Source organism: Anabaena sp. TISTR 8404 (assembly GCF_056847745.1).
In genome coordinates this window covers 6,680,007-6,703,826 of record NZ_CP180578.1, presented here as the reverse complement: position 1 = coordinate 6,703,826, position 23,820 = coordinate 6,680,007, and the positions used below count along the sequence as shown (strand labels likewise).

Below are 23,820 nucleotides of genomic sequence, written 5' to 3'. Positions count from 1 at the left end.
AAATTATTCTAAGAAGTTGCCTAGAAAAATACTCCGTTACTACAGCCAATGATGCTATCTGGACAGTTTACTTGCTTTAACATAAAACTTGATGAGTAACACTTTGAAAAAAATATGAGCATATTACAGTTTTATTTAAGACAAAATACTTGTAAAAATGTCTCTAATATCTCTGTAAAATGTCGATGATTTTTATGATTCATTTTTGTTGTATGATGATTTTCACAAGTGTATACATGATCTACATGTTGCTGAGAATTTTAAACCAGGCAAGGAGTTAATGCTATTGAACTAGAGACTGAATTAACTATCTGTTTAAAAAGCTATATTGAAGAGTTTTAGCTAGATTTATATACAACTAAGCTCAGGATTATTGTCTTAGACTAAAGTAATGGAAAATGACGTAATTTGTTAATTAGGAATTTTGTCTTTTTTTCTAGGGACAATTACTACTGAATTTGCTGATAATTGAAAATATATTATATAATTTTACTCCTGCCTAATCACTGATAAATGTCAAAACACCCCTCCCGCACTATCGCGCAATTGCACGCAACTGTGTTTTTTGACAGCTAACTATCAAAACTATGTATACAAGCTTTATCTATAAAAGCTTACCTTTTCTTGGTATTAGTTCAAGAGCTTTAAATTAATTGGTTTTCAAAATATAAGCGATAAAGCTCACAGCTATAAGTTACCAATTCGCCATTAATATTAATTAATCCAATACTATCTAGTTTATTCGCAAGCTGAGGTAATAGCTTAACAGGTTGTTTGGCAGTAATAACTTGTTTAAAAGCATTTTCTAGTTCTGGCTCTGATTTTAATATTCCCAATAAACTGCGCAAATAGTCATGATAAATTCCTGATGGTGTGGCTGCTTCTTGAATAATTTGTTTAAAAGCTAAGTCTCTGGCGCTGATATAGTAAAAAGCTAGTTGCACTAAATACGGATGACCTCCTACTAGAGCCATAAGTTGTTTATTTTGATTATGAGTCAACTCAATCCCATAACATTTAGATAAAGATAAAACTTCCTCTAATGTGAATGTTCTTAATTTTAGAGGTAGTCCGACATTAAAAGGAGATTGATTAATATGAAGAGGAATATAAATTTCTGTACTATATGTCATAACTAAGCGTAGTTTTTGCCAAACTTTGACACTTTTAGCTTGTTCATACCAAGAGCGTAAAAGCGAAAAAAAATCTTTGGCAATTTCTGGATACTCAAGAAGTAAATTTACTTCTTTTATCGCCAAGACTAAAGCAGTGTTAGTTTTTTTTTAATAAATATTGTTCAAAATAAATGGTGCAGCTGACTTTCCTACCGATGTCTTCATCCCAATATTCATTGAGTTTTGATTCTAACTGTAATTTATAACTGACATTAATACTAAACCAACGAAAAAAACAATCTATATTGGAAAATATATTTTTCTCTGCTTGTTGAAAATCGATAATTACTATTTGGTATTTTTGTGATTCAGCTTGAGCTAATATTCGTAGCATCAAGGAAGTTTTACCCATTTTACAAGGTGCTTTGATGCGGGTAATGCTACCTGGTTTGGTCACTTCTTCATAGGCCAGCATTTCAATTGGAAGACGCTCAATATATAATTTAGAGTCAGCAGCAAACGGAGCGCCAGAAAATTCTATACAAGAAGTAGAAATTGGATGACAATAGCTTTCAATTATTTGCTGTTGGGCTTTGGTTGGTTGGTGTGATTCAAAAACTTGCTGCAAGTTATGTTTATTAATTGATGCTCCCCAAAAGTCGCTTAAACTAGACCATAACTGTGAAGCGGTACGACTGAGGTACTCTTTAACGTAATTGGTTTCTTGCGACATATCTACATAGGTTTTTCCCTCCCAAGAATAACGCAACAGCATTTCTTGGAGTGGTGTTAAACTTTGGGGCAAGCTGGCTTTGAGTAGGTATACGAGTTCGTCAATGGTCATCTCATGAGTTAATTATTTTGAGAGGATGTGCAAGTGCTTATTAACATCATTTTTTGATTTAATTGCACAACATCCAGTATGGATTTTTGCTAGTCTAGAATTCCTATAGACATATGTCTATAGGAATTTAGTAATTATTTTTTGACCAAAAAATTTATCGTATACAATACTTGTTTTAAAGTCTTGACCAAATCCTTTGTCTAACACCAAACTCGGAGTAATAGCCAGAATTATTCTCTGTAAAAGAAGATACAGTTGCTTTCACTAGAAAATCTCAGCCTAACATTCCCAAAAATAGCAAGCAACGCCAAAGGTGAAAATAGAGCGAAGAATACTGCTAAACCTATCTTTGAGAAGGTTTTCCTTTCTCTGGAGAAAGCGTATTTATGTTAAACCTGAAGGGTTATTTTTTACGTCAAGCTAAAATTAGCAAAAACTAAGATTGCAAGCATAGCATCTAAACAACTGCTAAAATCCAAATAATTTTCTGTGAAATCCATACACAACTCCTATGAGAGAAACAGTCCTAGAGGTTCGCAATCTCCAAGTTGAATTTTCCAGTGATGACAATAGTCTCAAAGCTGTAGATGGAATTTCTTTTGAACTCAATCGGGGTGAAACTCTAGGAATTGTAGGTGAATCAGGAAGTGGCAAATCTGTAACTTCACTCGCAGTCATGGGCTTGTTACAAACTCCCGGTAAAGTGAGTGGTGGGGAAATTTGGTTTCGCCAGCAGCCAGAAGCCAAACCGATTAATTTGGTGGAGTTACCGCCCGAACAAATGCAGCTACACCGAGGCGGTGACTTGGCAATGATTTTCCAAGAACCAATGAGTTCGCTGAATCCAGTTTATACAATTGGATTTCAGCTAACAGAAGCGATTATGCGCCATCAAAATGTTTCGATAACTGAAGCTAGGCAAATTGCGATCGCAGGTTTACAAGAAGTCAAACTTCTTCCTAGTGATGAACAAATCAAACAACAGTATCTCGAAACTTGGCCGCAAACTAACCCCCATTCACCCATACCAGATGATTACAAGCTGGCACAGTTGGTCAAACAGCATAAAGAAGCCATCTTAGACCGTTACCCGCATCAACTTTCCGGCGGACAGTTGCAACGGGTGATGATTGCAATGGCAATTTCTTGCAACCCATTACTGTTAATTGCAGATGAACCAACCACAGCCTTAGATGTGACGGTGCAAGCCACAATTATTGATTTGTTACGCGAATTGCAACAAACCCGCGAGATGGCATTGATTTTTATCACCCACGACTTGGGATTAATCTCAGAAATTGCCGATAAAGTCGCGGTGATGTACAAAGGTAAAATTGTTGAATACGGTGCCGCCGCAGATATCTTTAGTAACCCTCAACATCCATATACTAAGGGATTGGTAGCTTGTCGCCCCACACTTAACCGTCGTCCTCACAAACTGCTAACGGTTTCTGATTATATGAGTGTGGAGGAAACAGCTAACGGAGATTTGTTAATTCAGGCAAAAGAACCGCCACAACCACTAGAAGTTTCTCCAGAAGAAATTACTACTCGATTGACAAATCTGGAAGACAAGCCACCTTTATTGCAAATTCGTAACCTAAAAGTGGGTTTCCCGGTGCGGGGAGTGTTTGGTGGTACAAAACGCTACAACATGGCAGTTAATAATGTTTCTTTTGATGTTAAACCAGGGGAAACTTTGGGGTTGGTGGGTGAATCTGGTTGCGGTAAAACTACTCTCGGTAGGAGTTTGCTACGGTTAATTGAACCGATGAGTGGTGAGATTATTTTTGATGGGCAAAATATCACCAACCTCAAGGGTCAAGCTTTGCAAAAACTCCGGCGCGAAATGCAAATTGTCTTTCAAAACCCCTTTAGCGCCCTCGACCCCCGCATGAAAGTGGGTGATGCAATCATGGAACCGTTGTTAATTCACTCTGTAGGTAAAACAGTTAAACAACGGCGAGATAGAGTTGCGGAACTTTTAGAACGGGTGGGTTTGAGTGCAGATGCGATGAGTCGCTATCCCCATCAGTTTTCTGGTGGTCAACGTCAGCGGATTTGTATTGCCCGTTCTTTGGCATTAAATCCAAAATTTATCATTTGTGATGAATCAGTTTCAGCGCTAGATGTGTCGGTACAGGCGCAAGTATTGAATTTGTTGAAAGAATTGCAAGACGAATTTCAACTCACTTATATCTTTATTTCTCATGATTTGAGTGTAGTGAAATTTATGAGCGATCGCATTTTAGTCATGAATCGTGGTCAAATTGTTGAACAAGGTACAGCCGAAAGCATCTACCGCGAACCCAAAGAAGCTTACACACAAAAGTTAATTGCTTCGATTCCTACAGGTAGCCCAGAACGCATACGTAGTCGGCATCTGCGCACAATATAATCAAAAACTTGGGTGACTTCCCTCAAATTTAGCTACTGGGATGTTTAATTACCTGTACGTAAGTAGGTAATAAAGGCTATTACTGAAAATTTCCCGATAAACACATAATTGAGCATTATCCTCTCATATCTTTACAATGTTTTCACAAATATCTGCTATATCCGTATCTATCCCAGTGACAATTGACCTATCTCGGCTGATACTAGGTTGATAAGATACCAAATTATAGGGTTCCAGGTTAGTCATCTGGGCAGCTATCCAGGGATGGGTGCTTCGCAATTAGCGAATGTCATCTATCCCTTTAATTAATGTTACTAAGTTCCCTTGTTTTATAGCAGGGAACAGGGAACAGGGAACAGGCTTTAAAGTCACTCAGTTTCCATGTTTGATCATTAGTCTTTGTCGTTATCTCTGCTTCGACTGCTATACAAATTATTTTCCATCCATTTTCTAAAATTACGCATACCTTGACTTCTACCAATAGTCAAACACTGCTGAACGTAATAATTAACTAATTCAATAATTGGTATATTAAAAAAATTAGGGCTAGATTGAGATTTGTTCGTTAATATCTGGTACTTTTAGACACTGCTTTAAACTATAAAGCACTTTTTGGGAAGTTTAGCATTAGCAGGGCGATCGCCCCTTTGCAGAGGTATTTTTTTTATAAGCTGCACTTATGAAAGTGTTAAGTAAGCTTTTCGTCAGACTTCTTTACAAGCCGTTACAAAGTCTTTAAGATAAAAACATCATAAGTAATTATTCCTGCGTAAACAACGCAATCGCAATCATAAAACCATGACAGCAACCTTAGAACAGCGCAAAAGCGCCAACATATGGGAGCAGTTCTGTAACTGGATCACCAGCACCAACAACCGCCTATACATCGGCTGGTTCGGCGTACTAATGATCCCTACCCTGCTCGCAGCAACCACCTGCTTCGTAATCGCCTTCATCGCAGCACCCCCCGTAGACATCGATGGTATCCGTGAGCCTGTTGCAGGTTCCTTACTCTACGGAAACAACATCATCTCCGGTGCAGTAGTACCATCCTCCAACGCTATCGGTTTGCACTTCTACCCAATTTGGGAAGCAGCATCCTTAGACGAATGGTTGTACAACGGTGGCCCTTACCAGTTGGTAATCTTCCACTTCCTGATTGGCGTATTCTGCTACTTAGGACGTGAGTGGGAACTATCCTACCGCTTGGGTATGCGTCCTTGGATCTGCCTAGCATTCTCTGCACCAGTAGCAGCAGCAACCGCAGTATTCTTGATCTACCCCATCGGACAAGGTTCCTTCAGTGATGGTATGCCCTTGGGTATTTCTGGAACATTCAACTTCATGATCGTGTTCCAAGCAGAACACAACATCCTGATGCACCCCTTCCACATGTTAGGTGTGGCTGGTGTATTCGGTGGTAGCTTGTTCAGTGCAATGCACGGAAGCTTGGTAACTTCTTCCTTAGTTCGTGAAACAACCGAAAACGAATCCCAAAACTACGGTTACAAATTCGGTCAAGAAGAAGAAACCTACAACATCGTAGCAGCACACGGTTACTTCGGTCGCTTAATCTTCCAATACGCGTCCTTCAACAACAGCCGTTCCTTGCACTTCTTCCTAGCTGCATGGCCTGTAATCGGCATCTGGTTCACCGCGTTGGGCGTAAGCACAATGGCGTTCAACCTCAACGGTTTCAACTTCAACCAGTCTGTGATTGATTCTCAAGGTCGCGTCATCAACACCTGGGCTGATATCATCAACCGCGCTAACTTGGGTATGGAAGTAATGCACGAGCGCAATGCTCACAACTTCCCCTTAGACTTAGCTGCTGGTGATGTTGCTCCTGTTGCTATCAGCGCTCCTGCTATCAACGGCTAATTCTCACAGATTGAAGTAGTAACTAATTAATAAAAAGCACTCTCCTGAATGGAGGGTGTTTTTTATTATGATGCGATCGCTCTTCAACCACATCATAATTAAAGGCGATCGCATCCCAACATATTCACTGCACTAGCCAATCTACAGAGTGTGCTTCTGTAATATCTGGCACTTCTAGACGCTGCTTTAATTTATAAAGTACCTTTTCTGGAAGTTTAGCAGAGCGATCGCAATTTCTTTGCAGCAATTCATCCCAAGGAACTTCTAAATAAACAATGCGAATGTTGGCTTGATAACTAGCAAACAAACGAGTTAGCATCCCCCGCAATTGCCTACTAATATTAGTTGCATTCCAAACAAAAGATTGTCCGTCACGCATATATTGCTTCGCTATGGTTTTGGCTGCATTTATAACTGCACCTTGGTCGTCTTCAGGGCTAATACCCATCTGTTTCCGCAGTTCATCTAGAGAAATTACTCGCCATTCAGGAAGATTTTCTTTTATCCAAGTATCTTTCCCCGCACCAGGTAAACCTGACATCATCACTACGCCAAAGCGCGTATCATCGTAGGCTGCATAGTCTGGGTTGCCATTTTCCTTTTGGAAATACACAAACCGACTGTGGGCGGAAGGAAATGCACGCGGTTGGTCAAAACATTGATTTTCTTGGCAAAACTCGCGGAAAAATTCAATCCGTTCTAATAATTGTGCTTGGTCGTTGCAGTAACGTCCCCGCACATCTGCTTCTGCTAGTAAACCCAGCATATCGCAACGAACTATTTGACTCGCTTTAATTACTGCCTGTTCCGGGTTGGGTTTATCCCAAAACCACAGTGGTAAACTGCCATATTTCACCAAAGCCACAACTGCTTCCCGTTCCGCGAATGGCACATTTAAATCCCAAAGAATTTCCTGTGCCATTTTCGCCCCTTGGAGGACGTGACCTTTAGAAGAAACAGCACCATCTGTTTCTATTTGAGTGGCTGCGGGTTTAGCGACATCATGCAGCAAAGCCGCCGCAAATAATACAGAACGTTCTTTGGCTGGTAATTTTCGCCATTGGGGTAAAGCGACTAACGCCTGACATACAAGTTTTGTATGAATGAGAACATTACCCTCAGCATGATAACGCGGGTCTTGGGGACAATCAGCAAGCGATCGCAACCAATCAAATTTTGCTTCCAACGCTGACCAGTTAATCGTCCAGTCAGTTTCACCAGGACAATCAGGAAATTTCCAATCTTGAACTAAGGAATTCATATTGATACCTTCAAACTAAAAATTTCTATCTGATAAAACCCCTCTCCAAACCTCTCCCCTGCCAGGAGAGAGGCTTTGAAAACCCGAATTTTACGTTAAAACAGTGAAATATTTCTGCCCCTCTCCACGTCGGAGAGGGGTTGGGGAGAGGTACATTGGACTCACGTTAGCTAAACAAATCTGCACTAGGATGCAGCTGATTTGGAATTATCGGGCGGTTCAGCCAATGTCCATCAGACTGCTGAATGGTGGTTAAAAAGCTGGAACGCACATATTTATAACGGGCTGTCACCGTTGCTTGTGGCTCGACTTTAATGTATAAACCTTCCATCAAAGCACTTTGGTCAGTTTGTTTGAGAGAACGTTCCACATCTAGTCCCTGTTCCAGACAAATTTGCTGGAAACGCTGCAAATGTTCTGAGGTTTGGTAGTAGGACTTTCCTAGCAGTGCGATGAGTTGTTGATAAGATTCCAGTTCGCCAGCAAACAAAACAGGTACAGACACCAAAGGTAAATCTGCAAGTAACTCCTGGCGGTTCTTGGTGCTGAGAAACACTTGCTGTTCTAAATCCAGCACATCGTATTCTAGAAAGTAATGCGGTAAAGCATCGTAAAAAACTGTGTGCTTGGCATACAGCCATTCACCAAAGAGAATGAAACGATTACCTAGTACTTCCCAAAATGCGGCTGCGTGAGTATGCGCCCATTGTTTAAATAAGTTAAAGTGCTTTTCTCTTGCACCACCTGTTAAATAATGTCCGCGGCTTTGCAATCGAATTTGCCCGTTAGAGGTAAAGCTGATAGCCGCGTTTGCGCCATCAACTTTTTCTTCTACGACTACATACTGACTTTTAATCGCACTAAAGGGAACGCTGTCTAAATCTTCATCCCCAGGCTGCAACCGCGAACCTTCGATGTGATGGGTACGCGGATATTTATAAATTTGTTCCATGACTTTTCTACCTTGGTGACTGCAATCAAATAACTGCGTGGCGAACTTCCACCGAATCAAGAGGGGGTTTTTGCATTCGCCAGTGAAATGAATTTGATTGAGACTGAAGGACTACATAAGCCGTTACCGTAGTTTTCCAAGGATGTATTTTGATAATTACATACTTCACAAGCAGCCGCAGCGTTTTCGGAAATAGAGCGATCGCTTGACGAATTTTTTGGTAATTTGCAGCTGATGAAAGTGTTGATAGAGTGCGATCGTAGTTAAGAGAATCGTAGTCTGAATAATGTTGGGTTCCGTTCCTCTACCCAACCTACACCTAACTTTACTGGTGAATGAGTCTTTGATATTCGTGAACGAGTGTTTAATACTCGCGGGCGAGTCTTTGATATTCATGAATGAGAGTTTAATACTCGTGGACGAGTCTTTGATACTCGTGAGCGAGTCTTTGATACTGGCGGACGAGTGTTTAATACTCGTGAGTGAGTCTTTGATACTCGCGGATGAGTGGTTAATACTCGTGAGTGAGTCTTTGATACTCGTGGATGAGTCTTTGATACTCGTGGACGAGTCTTTGATACTCGTGGACGAGTCTTTGATATTTGTGAATAAGCAAGCCTCGGAATTTATTCCGAATCTCATAGTGCAAATCCTCTGGGTAAGACTCAACAAAAAATTGATTCCAGTCCACTTGAGTGGACTTTCGCTATTAGCCTGGAACTTTAGTTCTAGGTAGGATATGTTTCAACATGAAAATTTTCGACTTGTGTGTTCTAAGTTAACAAGTCTGCAACCCTGATTACAAACTACGAATTAAGGATTAATATACACAGGCTTATAAGTGAACTTGCAGTAAACTATTCTGGTAAATATCGCTACAGAGTTGGTGAGGTTTGCAGGTGACAAACGAAGAACTGTTGCACATTATTGAACAAGCTGCCAAGGAAAAGGTAACAAAGCTAAACCTCTCTGACAAGCAACTCAGCAGTCTGCCACCAGAAATTGGCCAACTCTCTCACTTGAAAGAGCTAGACCTCTCTAACAATCGACTAAGCAGCCTGCCATCAGAAATCGGCCAACTCGCCAACTTGACAACGCTATCCCTCGGTGACAATCAACTGAGCAGCTTGCCACCAGAAATCAGCCAACTCGCCAACTTGACAACGCTATACCTCTATGTCAATCAACTGAGCAGCTTGCCACCAGAAATCAGCCAACTCGCCAACTTGAAGCAGTTATCCCTCGCTATCAATCAACTGAGCAGCCTGCCACCAGAAATCAGCCAACTCGCCAACTTGACACAGCTATACCTCGGTGGCAATCAACTGAGCAGCCTGCCACCAGAAATCAGCCAACTCGCCAACTTGACAAGGCTATACCTCGAGAACAATCAACTGAGCAGCTTGCCACCAGAAATCAGCCAACTCGCCAACTTGACAAGGCTATACCTTGATCACAATCAACTCAGGAGTCTGCCACCAGAAATTAGCCAACTCGCCAACTTGACAACGCTATACCTTGATCACAATCAACTCAGGAGTCTGCCACCAGAAATTAGCCAACTCTCCAACTTGACAACGCTATACTTCGATCACAACCCCATAACCTCACCACCACCTGAAATTGTCAAGCAAGGAACTCAGGCAATTTTGACTTATCTTCGAGAAAGGTTAGAAGATAGAGAACAGCAATGGGTTTCTAAACTGCTAGTAGTCGGTGAAGGGGGTGTAGGTAAAACATCCTTATTAAGAGCATTACGCGGTGAAGCATTCGACACCCAAGAATCAACCACCCACGGCATTGAAATCAAATCCCTCGCCATAACTCACCCCGCCAAACCAGATGTCACCATGCAGCTGAACACCTGGGACTTTGGCGGACAGGAAATATATCACGCCACTCACCAATTCTTCCTCACCAACCGTTCCCTATTCTTACTTGCCTGGAATGCGCGACTGGGATTTGAGCAAGGTAAACTCTACTATTGGCTAGATACCATCAAAGCCTTAGCCCCAGAATCACCCATTTTACTTGTCGCCACCCACATCGATGAACGCGACGCTGACCTTCCCCTCAAAGAGTTACGGGACAAATACCCGCAAATTGTCGAACACTGCAAAATTAGTTCTAAAACCAGCCTCGGTATTGAAGAACTCCGCCAAGCAATTGCTGACACTGCTGCTAAACTGCCCTTAATGGGTGAAATCTGGCCTACCACTTGGCTCAATGCTGCTAACACCATTCGTTCCCAGCCAGAAAAATACATCACGCCGCAGCAATTGTGGAAAATCATGGCTGAGTCTGGAGTTGCGGACATTAGTAAAGAAGTGCTGGCGCAATGGCTGCATGAATTAGGCGAAATTCTCTATTTCCAAGACAATGAAGAACTCAATGATACAGTTATCCTCAAACCACAGTGGGTGACTCAATACATCAGCAAGGTTCTGGAAAGCGAAGAAGTAATTAATAAGTTTGGCATTTTTACCCGCCAGGAAATGGATAAACTCTGGCAAGACTTAGCCCCATCAATGCGTGATCATTTTCTCCGGCTGATGGAACGTTTTGACCTTTCCTACCGCACTTTAGAAAATCGGGATATCAGTTTAATTGTTGAACGTTTGCCTTTCGACCCGCCGAATTACGAACCCAAATGGCAGCAAATCAAAACCAGAGGAAATTGCAATGAAATTTCCATGAAGTTCAAACTCAATACCATTCCGGCGGGGATTCCGACTTGGTTTATTGCGCGTCAACACCGCTTTACAACTAACACCCATTGGCGCAACGGTGCATTGTTGGCTTATGAGCAAGAACATTTAGCTTTGGTGGAAGCTGTCAAAGGCGATCGCTATATTAAACTAACAGTACGCGGTGCTAATCCCTTGAATTTCTTCGTCCTATTGCGGGATGGTATTGAAGTAACTCTCTCCAGGTTTCCCGGCTTAGATATTCAACGCACTATCCCCTGTCTTGGTCATAATGGCGAACCCTGCACCCACGAATTTGACTATCACCAATTATCCAAACGTTGGGAAAAAAAGAAAGCCACAATTGAATGTCCCGAAGCAATAGAAGATGTCTCAGTTGCCGAACTTTTGTATGGTTTAAATTTCAATACACAAAATGCAGTATTAGAACGCATTGATGAATTAGAAACAAAAGTTGTTGATAAACAAGCAATCATTCTCAATGAACTCAAAAACCTGCGCGAACTGTCACAACGAGAATTTACTAATGTATTTCGCCGCGAACAAGCAAAAATCGATTCGCATTGCCCTAATATCTTTGTCTTACGTCCGCGTAGTGGTAAATCTTGGCGAAAAGCCATAGCCGGACAAAAAATAGATTTACAACTTTATTGTCAAGCCCCAGGCTGTTGGCATCCCACCCAAGCAGGCGGTTTATATGAAATAGATGAACCTGCCAAATGGTTGAGAGCAACTGCACCTTATATTTGTAAATTATTCAAAGTCTTGAGATTTGCCGCACCCATAATTGGCCCTTGGCTGGGTGTGGTAGATCCCAAAGAATACGAAGCAATTTATAAGAATGATTTGGAATTATTTAAAGAACTAGCCGAGAAATTACCAGAGATTCAAGATGCCGAAGATTTAGAATTAGCAGACAAAATTGCCAAAGGTGAATATTTAGATCCCGAACGCGCCGACGGTGCAGCGTTGCGTGCGTTGCGTCAACTGTTAGAAGAAAAAGACCCCCAACAACACTGGGGCGGACTCAAGAAAGTGTTAACACCAGAAGGACATTACCTTTGGCTGTGCGAACACCACGCAGCAGAATATAAACGTTAGGGAGTGGGGAGTAGATTTGTTTATATTGCCGTAGTCAGAAGTTATCCTATTTCAAAACAAGAATGAAAATATTTCTTCTCTAGCCCCTAGCCTCTAACCCCTAGCTCACTTTACCACCCAGATTTCCGGTAAAATCAAGTTCGGAGGACTGTGAATCGGGAGACTAGGGTTGCCTACACTCGGAGTTAACATTGACCATATCGCCACCATCCGACAAGCGCGGCGGACGGTGGAACCAGACCCCGTGGCGGCAGCTGTGCTGGCAGAATTAGGGGGTGCAGATGGAATTACAGTACATTTGCGGGAAGACAGGCGGCATATTCAAGACCGAGATGTACGTTTACTGCGGCAAACAGTGAGAACCCATCTTAATCTAGAAATGGCCGCTACAGATGAAATGGTGGCGATCGCACTTGACATTAAACCAGATTATGTGACACTAGTTCCAGAAAAACGGGAAGAAGTCACCACAGAAGGCGGACTCGATATCGTTGGGCAAATTGCTAGAATAGGAGAAATTGTCGATAAACTGCAAAGCGCTGGCATTCCTGTTAGTCTATTTATCGATGCTGACCCTGCACAAATTGAAGCATCTGTCAAAGTGCAGGCAAAATTTATTGAATTGCACACTGGCCAGTATGCTGAAGCGCACGATGAAACCAGTCGCCAAAAAGAACTAGCTGTGTTAGCCAAAGGGTGCGAACAAGCGATTAAAGCTGGACTACGGGTGAATGCTGGTCATGGACTCACATACTGGAATGTTTATCCTGTCGCGGCGCTTCCAGGCATGGAAGAACTCAACATCGGTCATACTATCATCAGCCGGGCAGCTTTAGTCGGCATGGAAAGAGCAGTCCGAGAGATGAAACAAGCGATACAGAAGTATGAAGTGTGAAGTGTAAAGTATGAAATGATTTTTCAGCTTTAAATTTCAACAACAGAGGGGTTGTAACTGCGAAATCTAGAAAAAAGTATGAAGTATGAAGTGTGAAGTATGAAATGAATGTTTCAGTCTTAAAACTTCAAACTTCAGCTTTGTTGATTAAAATCTCAACTAAGACTTTTATGACCTCAACACAATCACAAAACTTGCCGCTTTGGGTACAGGATAGAGATAAAGTTATCGCCGCCAGCACAGATGTTGAGTGGCGCTATCAAACACCTCCTGATTATTCTCGTTCCAAAGAAAACCTTGCCAAAGAAAGTGTATGTCATCATGTTGAAGGATCGTTAGAAGCGATCGTGCAGAACTTGGTAAGAACCTTCGAGATGGAGGTATCATTTAAATCTAACCCCCAGCAGTGGTTATCGGTTGTGAGTGACAAGTTTCGCATTAGTACCAATGGCGGGTCTGAGTACACAGCAGCAGAATTAGGTCACCAAGGTACTTACAATTTATTTATGGCTGATTCTGAACATTACAAAGCTTCCGAAGAAAGCTTTGAATCATCAGCTAAAATCTTCCACACAACATTTCCCCAAGGCTTTCCTTGGGAAGTGCTGGAAGTGTTCTCAGGGCCACCAAACGTGGCATTTAAGTGGCGACACTGGGGACATTTTAGAGGTGCATATAAAGGCCATGCACCAACTGGAGAGACAATCGAAATCATCGGTATGAGCGTGGCTCGTGTTACCGATGATTTAAAGATTATTTCCGTAGAACACTATTTTGACAACACGCTGTTTTTAGAAAAACTCACAGCTGGTGGTATACAAACAAATAGTGAAACTAAAGGAAGTGCTTGTCCCTTCAGTTCTTGGTTCTCAAAATTCCGTAAGAGTTAGTTAAATAGGGTACAGAATTCACACTGTACCCTATTTAATCCATTAGTAACCCAAGGATGAAAATGCAAACATATTATTACGTTTTAGCCAGTCAACGCTTTCTAGTACAAGAAGAACCCCTAGAAGAAGTACTGAAAGAACGCACACGTCATTATCATGAAAATGAAAAACAAATTGATTTTTGGCTAGTTCAACAACCAGCCTTTTTAGAAGCGCCAGAAATGGCAGAAGTTAAAGCTAATTGTCCAAAACCCGCAGCTGCAATTATTTCTACAAATCCCCAATTTATTACTTGGTTGAAACTGCGGTTAGAGTACGTAATTACAGGAGAATTTCATGCACCTTCTGTAACAATTCCTGATCCGTTAGCATCTCTTGCTAGTGTTTCTTAGTCAAGAGTCAAGAGTCAATAGTCCATTGTCCATAGTTTTTATTCATCAAAATACTTGATTATTTTGGTTGACCATTAACCATTGACTATTGACTATTGACAAATTACTAAAATAAAATTTTTTGAAAAAATCTAGCTTATGCGTCCCAATTTTGTGCAGAGGTTTGAGACTATATCTAGTGCATTGGTAATAGCGATCGCTGGTTTAATCAATACTACAATTTCTGTCAATGCCCAACAAAAAATCCCTGTCTGCCAACCACCAAATCCTGGGGAGTATTTGTTACTAGTAATTAGTCCCACAGCAGAATATCAAAAACAATTACGCAATGCTTTGCCAAACGAGATTTCCACTACTACCTGCCAATATCTCACTGACACAGTAACCCGGATAGGTGGTTTTAACAAAATTGAAGATGCAAATCGTTGGGCAAGATATATTAACAATATCGTTGGCTTATCTGCCATCATCACTACACGGCCTGCTGAAGTTACTCAACAAGCAGCAACAGTACCAACAGTTAACTATAATCCCCAACCATTAGGACAAGGTTATGCTGTACTGGTAGATTACTTCAACCGTCCAGAAGTAGCTAATAGCGTGCAACAAGTTGTGGGAGGTAACGTAGGTTTTGCCTCCTATGGACAGCGCCCCTACTTATTGGCAACTCATACGACCAACCAACAACAGGCATACAATACACTACAGAGACTCAACGAGCGCGGCTTTTTTGCCATCCTCGTCGATAGTCGCAAAGTAGTGTTACTGCGTTCATCTGTACGAGTACAGTAGGCAGTTCAAAAACTCTGAAGTGTCAAGCCTAAAAGATAAAATCACATACTTCATACTACCCTTCGGGAAGCCACCCAAAGGGTGTCTACACACTTCATACTTTTAATAAGCATACCTAGCTAACCAGTAAATAGTAATCCCCAAGGCTGAACCGGCTATCACTTGTACTGGTGTATGTCCTAGTAATTCCTTGAGGCGATCTTGGCTAAACTCGTGCTTTTCATCAAATAATTCTGCAATCATTTGATTGAGTATTCGAGCTTGCTTACCCGCAGCTTGACGGACTCCGGCTGCATCGTACATCACGATAATGGCAAAAACTGTAGCTAAGGCAAACTCCGGCGATGCCCAACCAACAGTTTGCCCTATACCAGCTGCTAGGGCTGTCACTAAAGCCGAATGAGCGCTGGGCATACCGCCAGTCGTAACTAAAACACGCACATTCAGTTTTTGATTTTTGACGACCTCGATAACCAGTTTCAATGCTTGAGCAATGAAACAAGCTACCAGCGCTACCAGCAGCACCCGGTTGTCTAAAATATCGGCTATGTCCTGCATGGTGTTTTGGTTCAGTTAGTTAAGATTAGTAGTAATTATTTTGTAAGTAAAAATTCGACGCAACCTAAAATTCCAAATCTCAAAAGGAACTGATCCCAAATTGGCACACTTAATCATGTTTGAGGTTTTTGGAGTAGCCTGTTATACCATTTTGGATTTTGGATTTCGGATTTTGGATTGAGATTGTCCTCTAAATATAGGTTCTATGAATCCATACATCGCAATCATGTTTCCAATTGGTATTAATTAAGACTATGAATCTAATGGAATAATAGCTACTTAAAAGTCGCTCACCCTCCTGTAATGCTGATTCACCACACAGTGGCTCCAAAATTACAATCCAAATGGGTATGTCCTAATTATTGCGATTTACGATAAAGTGCGCTATGGCTTTGAGGGGTTGTGCAAGGTTGCCATATGGCTCTAATTCTGCACAAGCTGACTCGATTAGCTGTTGAGCTTTAGCGCGTGATTCTTCAATTCCCCACAGGCTAGGATAGGTGACTTTCTTTGCTACAAGGTCTTTACCTGCCGTTTTACCTAATTGTTCTTGGGTTGCAGTCACATCCAAAATATCATCAATGATTTGGAATGCCAGACCAATGTTTTGTGAGTAGCGAGTCAGTCGTTGTACATCTTCTGGTGATGCTCCTGCCAAAATACCACCACAAACGACACAAGCCTCCAGAAGGGCAGCAGTTTTATGGTTATGGATAAAATTCAGGGTTTCCAGAGAAATATCTGTTTTACCTTCTGATTCCAAATCGACTACTTGACCACCGACTAAACCTGCTGCGCCTAAGGCTCTGCCTAAGCGTGCTACTACTTGTAAAACTTTATCTCTCGGAACGCTTTCAGGTGTTTGAGTGGCAACCAGTTCAAAAGCGAAGGCTAGTAAACCATCTCCAGCCAAAATGGCGATATCATCACCATAGACTTTGTGATTCGTCAATCTACCACGACGATAATCATCATTGTCCATTGCTGGCAAGTCATCATGAATTAATGACATTGTGTGAATCATTTCTACGGCACAAGCTGTAGGCATAGCCATTTCGATAGTGCCGCCCATCATTTCACAGGTAGCAAGGCAGAGAATGGGACGCACACGCTTACCTCCAGCTAGTAGAGAGTAGCGCATTGATTCGTAGATTGTTTCTGGATAAACAACAGGCATACATGTATCCAGAGCAGTATCACAAAGCTTTTGGCGCTCTTTGAGATAAGCGGCAAGGTTAAAGGTTGCTGTTTGGGGCATCTTCTGAAGGTTATCAGCTGCTACCATTCTTATAATTCCTTCAATTTTTGGCTTTTGGCTGTTTGTCGTATACGTCACAATTTTACGGGGCTTTGGCTCCCAAAAGCTATGCGGGATGAATCGGAAGTCAAAAATTCATACTCATAACTTTTGCCTAGCTTGTAGCACGTAAATAGCTGGTAAAGGTGTTTTGCAACAATATGGCAACGGTCATTGGGCCGACACCACCAGGAACTGGGGTGAAATACTCCGCCACACCAGCAATTGATTCCAAATCAACATCGCCGACTAAGCGACTATTGCCATTGGCATCAGTGACGCGGTTCATCCCCACATCTACCACGATCGCACCCTGTTTTACCATGTCAGCTGTAATGAGTCCTGGACGACCAACTGCGGCGATGAGAATATCGGCATTCTTGGTGATGCTACCAAGATTTTGCGATCGCGAGTGGGCTATGGTGACGGTAGCATCTGCTTCTAGTAGCATCAAAGCCATTGGCTTTCCTACTAAAATACTACGCCCCACAACTACTGCATTTTTGCCCCGCAAGGGAATATTATATTCTGCCAGCAAGTGCATTACTCCCGCAGGCGTGCAACTGCGTAACCCTGCTTCACCCCGTACTAACCGCCCTAAATTTACTGGGTGCAGTCCATCAGCATCTTTATCTGGATGTATTGTATGTAACAAAGATACAGCATCCAAGTGTTCTGGTAGGGGTAGTTGCACCAAAATACCATCTACTCGTTTGTCTTCGTTGAGTTCGGCAATGACAGCTTCTAATTCTTGTTGGCTAGTTTCTTTGGGAAAATGCTTACCGAAAGAGGCAATACCCACCTTAGCGCAGGCTTTCTCTTTATTGCGGACGTAAGCGGCAGATGCGGGGTTATCGCCGACCATCAACACTGCTAAACCCGGAGGACGGCCAACTTTGGCTTGTAATTGGTGAATTTGTGTTTGTAGTTGTTTGTGAATTTTTGCTGCTAACGCTTTACCATCAAGAAGTTTGGCAGTTGTTGTTTCCATGAGAATCCTCAGAAGATTCGCCTCTAATCCAAAAGTTGATTTGTCTGTAGCGAAGTCAACAGTTTAAAAAATTTTTGTCTGTTGATTGCTGTTGCGTCTCTCCTACCACAAGACCATACTTGTTTATCTTCTCAGATCCCTGGTCTAAATCTTACGGATCAAAGAATGAAATCTTATAGAGAGGGAATAGGGAACAGGGAACAGGTAAAAGGCAACAGGTAATAGTAGAACAGTAGAAAAGTGTTCTATTGCCCATTCCCAACTCGCTACTTTCTATCAGCTATGAGACTAATGCACAAATCGCCAAATTATTACCGCATATTCTGCCATTTTTTACTAGTAGCGGGACTTTTTAGTTGTGGTTCTTGGACAGCTTCTGACTTAAAAGGCAGCAATTTCATCTTTGGCAGCAATGTGACTCCAATTGAAGATATTCAAGCCAAACCAGGCAAAAAAGCTACCGTGTATATTCAAGGTAAGGTAGAAAAGCAAGTGCCTTTGATGAAGCAGTGGGCATACGAAATTAGTGACTCCACTGGAAAAATTTGGGTAATTACCAATCAAAGCAATTTGCAAAAGGGAACTCAAGTAGTATTGAAGGGTAAAGTTCGTTATAAAAGTATTCCGATCGCAGGGCAAGATTTTGGTGAAGTGTATATAACAGAAGAGTAATTTTTAATTATAAATTTTATGACTAACCAATTACCAGAAGTCGCGATCGCTATTCTCTACCAAGACAATAAGTATCTCATGCAACTACGAGACAATATCCCGACAATTGCGGCGGCTGGTTGCTGGGGTTTGTTTGGCGGACATATCGAACCCGGCGAAACGCCAGAAGTGGCGCTCAAACGCGAAATTATGGAAGAAATTGCTTATGATTTGCCAACCTTTGCCGAATTTGGCTGTTATCCCGATGAAAAGGTCATTCGCCATGTTTTTCAAGCTCCCTTATTAGTGGATTTAAATCAACTGGAGCTAAATGAAGGCTGGGACATGGGACTTTTAACCCCAGAAGATATTCGTAATGGTGGTTGTTACTCAGCCATAGCTGGCGAAGTCCGACCTTTGGGGACGATGCATCAAAAAATTATGCTGGATTTTATCAATAAGCAAAGTGCTGAGTATCAAGTTCTGAGTGCTGAGTGAGGAAAACACTCTTTACCCTTACACCCTTGCACCCCTAATTACCAAACTTTTGATTTTTTGTCTCAGTAATCTGATGCCACAATAAATTAAAGAATTGTGGTGAAGTCACTCTCATGCAATCAGCAAACAAACTACCACGATGGTTAAGTTATGGCTTGGCGTTTCCGCTAGTCATTCTCAACGGTTGGTTATTAATCCAAGTTGTCAAGTACTTCCAACCTTTGGTGAGTGTAGTTGCGATCGCTATCCTACTAGCTTTTGTCTTAAACTACCCCATCCAGTTCTTTCATAGACGCGGTGTACCCCGGAACTTGGCTATTATTGGAGTTTTGCTGTTAGCTGTGGTGATTGTTGGGGGTATTGGTGTCACCTTAGTGCCAATTATCTTGCAACAGCTGAACGAATTAGCAAATATCCTCCCCTCTTGGGTAGATTCTGGCTTGCAGCAATTAGATGCTTTTCAAACTTGGGCAGCTACGCAACAAATTCCTGTAAATTTAAGAGGGTTAGCCCTGCAATTATTAGAGAGGTTATCTAATCAATTTCAATCTTTTACAGGTAGAATACTTGGTTTTGCTTTTGACACGATCGGTGTTGTAGTTAATATATTAATTGCAGCAGTTCTGACTATTTATTTAATATTAAATGGTGAAAATTTATGGGATGGTATTTATCAGTGGTTTCCCTCCCATATAGGCACAAAAGTTAGGCAATTACTCCGAGAAGATTTTCAGAATTATTTTATTGGTCAAGCAACACTGGGGTCGATTTTAGCTGTGTTAGTGACATTAGCATTTGTAGCACTGCGAATTCCCCTAGCTTTACTTTTTGGCATTGCCATTGGCTTTTTCTCGTTGTTTCCCTTTGGTACAGGGATAGGAATTGGAATAGTTAGTTTATTAGTGGCTTTAGAAAACTTTTGGTTAGGTGTGGAAGTTTTAGGTGTAGCTGTAGCACTTGACCAAATCAACTCTAATATTGTTGCACCTAGAATTTTAGGAAATTTAACAGGGTTAAATCCTGTATGGGTTGTGATTTCCTTACTCATAGGTGCAAAATTAGGTGGCGTTTTAGGTTTATTAATTGCTATTCCTATTGCTAGTTTTGTTAAGGATATTGCAGATAGTTGGCGAGCCGGAGAACTTAGTCAACAGTTTATACCTGGTGAGGATGGTGTAAAAGTTGCACCAATGGAAATAAATCAAGAAAATTACGTCAGCTAAAGTTCATCAGCCACTACATCGACATTTCAGATCCCCGACTTCTTTGAGAAGTCGGGGATATTTTTTTAGATAACTCTTTCTTAACTTCTGGATAACTCAATATTTACTTCTAACATTCAAAGAATGTGCTAAATACCTATTGATGAATAAATCTGGTCTATCTGATTAATTAAAGTTTACAGAATATTACATAACAAAAAATCTGTTTTTCTCGCATTACTGCTTAGGCATTAATTATATTAATGCACATTATTTTTGTGTGTTATTCACGCGTGAATATTTAGCTTCTTAGTTCCTTATACACCTTTGAATTTATGGAATCTAATCAGCCATTAAAGATAAATCGTCGCCAATTTTTACTGCGTTCAGCGGTAACAGCAGGTGGAATTATTGGGACAAATATTGTCTCGAAATCAGGAGTTTTTGCTCAAGCACCTGCAATTATTACCTCTGAAAGAATGCGTCCTCGTATACCTTATGGTGTAGCTAGTGGCGATATTAGCGAAAACAACGTTGTAATTTGGAGTCGGAGCGATCGCCCCGCCAGAATGATCGTAGAATATTCCACTAGCGAATCTTTTCGTAATGTACGCCGCATTCCTGGCCCTGTTGCGTTAGAAAATAGCGACTTTACCGCTAGACTCAATCTCAAAAATTTACCCCCAAATCAACAAATCTGCTATCGGGTAATTTTTCAAGATTTAAATTATCAAAACATTTACAGCGCCCCTGTAACAGGTACTTTCCTTACACCGCCTAGATTTGGTAGAGATATCTGCTTTGTTTGGGGTGGCGACACCGCCGGTCAAGGATGGGGTATCAATCCCGATTTTGGGGGGATGAGAATTTATGAAACCATGCGGCAACTTCAGCCTGACTTTTTCATCCATTCTGGCGATAATATCTATGCTGATGGCCCCATTCAATCAGAAGTAAGGCTGGATGATGGCACAATTTGGCGCAACATTACCACAATCGAAAAATCTAAAGTCGCAGAAACTTTAGCAGAATTTCGAGGTAATTATAAGTACAACTTGATGGATCAAAATATCAGGCGTTTCTACGCTGAAGTGCCAGTTTTAGCGCAGTGGGATGACCATGAAGTTAGAAATAACTGGTATCCTGGGCAGAATATTCTCAATGATGACCGCTACACAGTCAAGGATGTTAACTTGTTAGCACAAAGGGCAAGGCAAGCATTCTTAGAATACATACCTATTCAGTATGACGATGACCCAGAACGAACCAGAATTTACCGTTCTTTCAACTATGGCTCATTACTAGACATTTTCATGCTGGATGAGCGCACTTATAGAGGGCCAAATTCTCCAAATCGTCAGCCAGAACCCAGTTCAGAAACAGATTTTCTGAGTAGAAGACAAGTGCAATGGCTGAAACGACAACTACTTACATCCAAAGCAACTTGGAAAGTCATTGCTAGTGATATGCCTTTGGGACTGATAGTTCCAGATGGTAGTGCTAATTTTGAAGCTTGGGCTAACGGCGACGGCCCAGCTTTAGGAAGGGAATTAGAACTCGCAGACTTACTACGGTTTATCAAGAATAAGAACATTACAAATGTTGTGTGGTTAACTGCGGATGTCCATTACGCCGCCGCCCACTACTACGACCCTAACAAAGCACAGTTTCAAGACTTCAAACCTTTTTGGGAATTTGTCGCTGGGCCGCTGAATGCTGGCACATTTGGCCCAAACCAATTAGAAAATACCTTTGGCCCACAATTGGTATTTCAAAGCCTTCCTCCAGGTACGAGGGCAAATCGTCCCCCCAGTGAAGGGTTGCAATTCTTTGGTGCAGTCAAAATTAATGCTTATACCAAAGTGATGACAGTATCACTGCGTAACTTGGCAGGGCAAACTGTTTACAGTGTAGATTTACCACCCGAACAATATTAGCCGTAGCCGTAGGGTGTGTTGTCGCAAAGCGCAACGCACCATCCTCTCAAACATCCCAAATATCCCATAAAGCTTGAATCTTAGCACTGCTACCCCAATCTAACGGGTAAAAGTTATTGATCCTTCTTAGCTGGGTATTCTAACGGAGTCACAGCAGATAAGAAGGTCAGCTATGCAACTAAGTGCAGGAATACAAACATTTTGGCTGGCGATCGCCAGCTATATATTATTAGGTTTAAGCTTATTTTTATATCTTTTGGCTGGCAATAATTGGCAATTAACCAATATGTTAAGTTTGCCAGATTTAATAGGTTTTACACTGGTCGTTGCGATCGCGCTATTTCCCTTACTTTGGTACTTATCTAATCTGAAGTCCCAAATACTTCAGTCAATGCCAGATGATGTGCAGTTTCAAGAAATAGCGCCAACAAATTATCCTCAGTTAGATGTAGTGTCTTTGGCGTATCACACTACTATTTTAGAATCTCTTGGTTTTATTCATTTAATTGACCATGATATTAAACCAGGTATCGGTTTTGCCCGATGTTTTGCCCATCCCGAATATTATTGTTTTGCCGAAATCGGACAGTTTTTTCAAGAAACAGGGGAAATTATTACACAGCAATTTGTGTTTTTTAGTGTTTTACAGCAAGATTGGGTACTAGCTGAAATTAATCGTACAATTAATAGTGGTGATGGCATTACTTATATCTGGCGACATCCTCAACAAATCCGACGATATCATCCCAATATTGATATTGATGAACTTTTTCAATCTCACTTGCAATTTAGACAGAAAATTTTGACTGATTTAGGCATTAATTTATCTACAGATGTTTCTTGGAATGCCTTTAAACAACAAGAACAACAAGCAACGCTTTTCCGTAAACAAGTTATGCGCCGGAAAAACTTGCTGCTGGCAATGTTAGAAGCTACTTTATTTGAAATGAATCCCAAATCAGAATGGTTGGGTAATTATCCAAAGTTGGCGACGAAAAAATGAGTGTTTAGTGCTGAGTATAAACACAGTAGCGATCGCCTTCCACGTTATATTTATCATGAGTTGTAGAGGAGGCGATGCCTGCGGCGGGCGTGCGATTCGTTCAGTCGAAATAAGTAGCAATACTTAGGGATGACTGGCTTTTATTGGGTAACCCATCCTGGGTTGAGTTCGCACTTTAATCCCCAATAAAATGACAACTCATATATCCATGTAGGTGAGGGAATCTAGTCTAGCTACAAGCTGAGAAAACTAGAGAGGAAAAGAAAAGTAGAAGTTCACACTAACACTATAACTTACCCCAAAATACACCAAGTCCTACTGTCCTAGTGCGGGATTAAAAGCACACAGACTACCAGAGGCAACTTTGGTAGCCCCCACATCCGAGACCGATTATCAAAGATGCGAAGCAGGGGTGAAAGCAGTCAATGCGGTAATTGCTGAAAGCGTATACTGC

At 41.5% G+C, this 23,820-nt stretch carries 19 protein-coding genes; 12 read left to right on the top strand and 7 right to left on the bottom strand.

From position 1 onward, the window contains the following. Window positions 1-644: 644 nt before the first annotated feature. Both ACMX3D_RS28865 and ACMX3D_RS28860 read right to left on the bottom strand, forming a co-directional pair. Window positions 645-1,259: an AAA-like domain-containing protein gene (locus ACMX3D_RS28865; protein WP_482749193.1), complete on the bottom strand. Its 615-nt coding sequence runs from the start codon at window positions 1,257-1,259 to the stop codon at window positions 645-647. Window positions 1,260-1,272: 13 nt separating this feature from the next. Further along, entirely contained in the window at window positions 1,273-1,959 is a 687-nt protein-coding gene (locus ACMX3D_RS28860; protein ID WP_482749192.1) for an AAA-like domain-containing protein, read from the bottom strand. A 511-nt stretch (window positions 1,960-2,470) separates the two neighbouring features. Here ACMX3D_RS28860 and ACMX3D_RS28855 point away from each other — a divergent pair. Together ACMX3D_RS28855 and psbA are read left to right on the top strand one after the other, a co-directional pair. Then, the gene (locus tag ACMX3D_RS28855) at window positions 2,471-4,357 is read left to right on the top strand and encodes an ABC transporter ATP-binding protein (protein ID WP_482749191.1); all 1,887 of its coding nucleotides are present in this window, start codon (window positions 2,471-2,473) and stop codon (window positions 4,355-4,357) included. A 798-nt stretch (window positions 4,358-5,155) separates the two neighbouring features. Then, complete coding sequence (gene psbA, locus ACMX3D_RS28850; RefSeq protein WP_482749190.1) at window positions 5,156-6,238, top strand: photosystem II q(b) protein; 1,083 nt, start codon at window positions 5,156-5,158, stop codon at window positions 6,236-6,238. 124 nt (window positions 6,239-6,362) lie between these two features. Here the strand turns inward: psbA and ACMX3D_RS28845 are convergent, their stop codons facing one another. Then, a complete protein-coding gene (locus tag ACMX3D_RS28845; RefSeq protein ID WP_482749189.1) occupies window positions 6,363-7,499 on the bottom strand; it encodes an AAA family ATPase in 1,137 nt (378 codons plus the stop codon). 166 nt (window positions 7,500-7,665) lie between these two features. Then, window positions 7,666-8,451 carry an RNA ligase family protein gene (locus tag ACMX3D_RS28840; protein WP_482749188.1) on the bottom strand — a complete coding sequence of 262 codons (786 nt, stop codon included), beginning with the start codon at window positions 8,449-8,451 and terminating at the stop codon, window positions 7,666-7,668. Window positions 8,452-9,350: 899 nt separating this feature from the next. Between ACMX3D_RS28840 and ACMX3D_RS28835 the strand changes: the two genes are divergently transcribed. The 5 genes from ACMX3D_RS28835 to ACMX3D_RS28815 all read left to right on the top strand — a co-directional run bounded on the left by ACMX3D_RS28835 (window position 9,351) and on the right by ACMX3D_RS28815 (window position 15,229). Next, window positions 9,351-12,260 (top strand): leucine-rich repeat domain-containing protein, encoded by a 2,910-nt coding sequence (locus ACMX3D_RS28835; RefSeq protein WP_482749187.1) that lies wholly within the window; start codon window positions 9,351-9,353, stop codon window positions 12,258-12,260. 169 nt (window positions 12,261-12,429) lie between these two features. Next, window positions 12,430-13,155, top strand: a complete 726-nt coding sequence (locus ACMX3D_RS28830) for a pyridoxine 5'-phosphate synthase (RefSeq protein ID WP_482749186.1) — start codon at window positions 12,430-12,432, stop codon at window positions 13,153-13,155. 170 nt (window positions 13,156-13,325) lie between these two features. Then, window positions 13,326-14,045, top strand: coding sequence for an ester cyclase (locus tag ACMX3D_RS28825; RefSeq protein WP_482752450.1), 720 nt, complete (start codon window positions 13,326-13,328; stop codon window positions 14,043-14,045). 62 nt (window positions 14,046-14,107) lie between these two features. Next, a complete protein-coding gene (locus ACMX3D_RS28820; RefSeq protein ID WP_482749185.1) occupies window positions 14,108-14,437 on the top strand; it encodes an MgPME-cyclase complex family protein in 330 nt (109 codons plus the stop codon). 138 nt (window positions 14,438-14,575) lie between these two features. Further along, window positions 14,576-15,229: a hypothetical protein gene (locus ACMX3D_RS28815; RefSeq protein WP_482749184.1), complete on the top strand. Its 654-nt coding sequence runs from the start codon at window positions 14,576-14,578 to the stop codon at window positions 15,227-15,229. 102 nt (window positions 15,230-15,331) lie between these two features. On the opposite strand, the gene ACMX3D_RS28810 is transcribed toward ACMX3D_RS28815, so the two are convergent. The 3 genes from ACMX3D_RS28810 to folD all read right to left on the bottom strand — a co-directional run bounded on the left by ACMX3D_RS28810 (window position 15,332) and on the right by folD (window position 18,075). Beyond that, the gene (locus ACMX3D_RS28810; RefSeq protein ID WP_482749183.1) at window positions 15,332-15,787 is read right to left on the bottom strand and encodes a divergent PAP2 family protein; all 456 of its coding nucleotides are present in this window, start codon (window positions 15,785-15,787) and stop codon (window positions 15,332-15,334) included. A gap of 355 nt (window positions 15,788-16,142) precedes the next feature. Then, window positions 16,143-17,072 carry a geranylgeranyl diphosphate synthase CrtE gene (crtE, locus tag ACMX3D_RS28805; RefSeq protein ID WP_482749182.1) on the bottom strand — a complete coding sequence of 310 codons (930 nt, stop codon included), beginning with the start codon at window positions 17,070-17,072 and terminating at the stop codon, window positions 16,143-16,145. A 127-nt stretch (window positions 17,073-17,199) separates the two neighbouring features. Beyond that, the gene (folD, locus tag ACMX3D_RS28800) at window positions 17,200-18,075 is read right to left on the bottom strand and encodes a bifunctional methylenetetrahydrofolate dehydrogenase/methenyltetrahydrofolate cyclohydrolase FolD (RefSeq protein WP_482749181.1); all 876 of its coding nucleotides are present in this window, start codon (window positions 18,073-18,075) and stop codon (window positions 17,200-17,202) included. Window positions 18,076-18,366: 291 nt separating this feature from the next. Between folD and ACMX3D_RS28795 the strand changes: the two genes are divergently transcribed. From ACMX3D_RS28795 to ACMX3D_RS28775, 5 genes are all read left to right on the top strand, one after another. Then, a complete protein-coding gene (locus ACMX3D_RS28795) occupies window positions 18,367-18,747 on the top strand; it encodes a hypothetical protein (protein ID WP_482749180.1) in 381 nt (126 codons plus the stop codon). Window positions 18,748-18,765: 18 nt separating this feature from the next. Then, complete coding sequence (locus tag ACMX3D_RS28790) at window positions 18,766-19,224, top strand: NUDIX hydrolase (protein ID WP_482749179.1); 459 nt, start codon at window positions 18,766-18,768, stop codon at window positions 19,222-19,224. Window positions 19,225-19,337: 113 nt separating this feature from the next. Continuing rightward, window positions 19,338-20,447, top strand: a complete 1,110-nt coding sequence (locus ACMX3D_RS28785) for an AI-2E family transporter (protein ID WP_482749178.1) — start codon at window positions 19,338-19,340, stop codon at window positions 20,445-20,447. Window positions 20,448-20,761: 314 nt separating this feature from the next. After that, window positions 20,762-22,363: an alkaline phosphatase D family protein gene (locus ACMX3D_RS28780; RefSeq protein ID WP_482749177.1), complete on the top strand. Its 1,602-nt coding sequence runs from the start codon at window positions 20,762-20,764 to the stop codon at window positions 22,361-22,363. Window positions 22,364-22,535: 172 nt separating this feature from the next. After that, window positions 22,536-23,366: a hypothetical protein gene (locus tag ACMX3D_RS28775; RefSeq protein ID WP_482749176.1), complete on the top strand. Its 831-nt coding sequence runs from the start codon at window positions 22,536-22,538 to the stop codon at window positions 23,364-23,366. Window positions 23,367-23,820 lie beyond the last annotated feature (454 nt).

Bases quoted from the DNA above. Each gene is read 5' to 3' on its own strand.
- ACMX3D_RS28860 (WP_482749192.1), bottom strand. From the start codon at position 1,959: ATGACCATTGACGAACTCGTATACCTACTCAAAGCCAGCTTGCCCCAA.
- ACMX3D_RS28855 (WP_482749191.1), top strand. From the start codon at position 2,471: ATGAGAGAAACAGTCCTAGAGGTTCGCAATCTCCAAGTTGAATTTTCC.
- psbA (WP_482749190.1), top strand. From the start codon at position 5,156: ATGACAGCAACCTTAGAACAGCGCAAAAGCGCCAACATATGGGAGCAG.
- ACMX3D_RS28845 (WP_482749189.1), bottom strand. From the start codon at position 7,499: ATGAATTCCTTAGTTCAAGATTGGAAATTTCCTGATTGTCCTGGTGAA.
- ACMX3D_RS28840 (WP_482749188.1), bottom strand. From the start codon at position 8,451: ATGGAACAAATTTATAAATATCCGCGTACCCATCACATCGAAGGTTCG.
- ACMX3D_RS28825 (WP_482752450.1), top strand. From the start codon at position 13,326: ATGACCTCAACACAATCACAAAACTTGCCGCTTTGGGTACAGGATAGA.
- ACMX3D_RS28820 (WP_482749185.1), top strand. From the start codon at position 14,108: ATGCAAACATATTATTACGTTTTAGCCAGTCAACGCTTTCTAGTACAA.
- ACMX3D_RS28815 (WP_482749184.1), top strand. From the start codon at position 14,576: ATGCGTCCCAATTTTGTGCAGAGGTTTGAGACTATATCTAGTGCATTG.
- ACMX3D_RS28810 (WP_482749183.1), bottom strand. From the start codon at position 15,787: ATGCAGGACATAGCCGATATTTTAGACAACCGGGTGCTGCTGGTAGCG.
- crtE (WP_482749182.1), bottom strand. From the start codon at position 17,072: ATGGTAGCAGCTGATAACCTTCAGAAGATGCCCCAAACAGCAACCTTT.
- folD (WP_482749181.1), bottom strand. From the start codon at position 18,075: ATGGAAACAACAACTGCCAAACTTCTTGATGGTAAAGCGTTAGCAGCA.
- ACMX3D_RS28795 (WP_482749180.1), top strand. From the start codon at position 18,367: ATGCACAAATCGCCAAATTATTACCGCATATTCTGCCATTTTTTACTA.
- ACMX3D_RS28790 (WP_482749179.1), top strand. From the start codon at position 18,766: ATGACTAACCAATTACCAGAAGTCGCGATCGCTATTCTCTACCAAGAC.
- ACMX3D_RS28785 (WP_482749178.1), top strand. From the start codon at position 19,338: ATGCAATCAGCAAACAAACTACCACGATGGTTAAGTTATGGCTTGGCG.
- ACMX3D_RS28780 (WP_482749177.1), top strand. From the start codon at position 20,762: ATGGAATCTAATCAGCCATTAAAGATAAATCGTCGCCAATTTTTACTG.
- ACMX3D_RS28775 (WP_482749176.1), top strand. From the start codon at position 22,536: ATGCAACTAAGTGCAGGAATACAAACATTTTGGCTGGCGATCGCCAGC.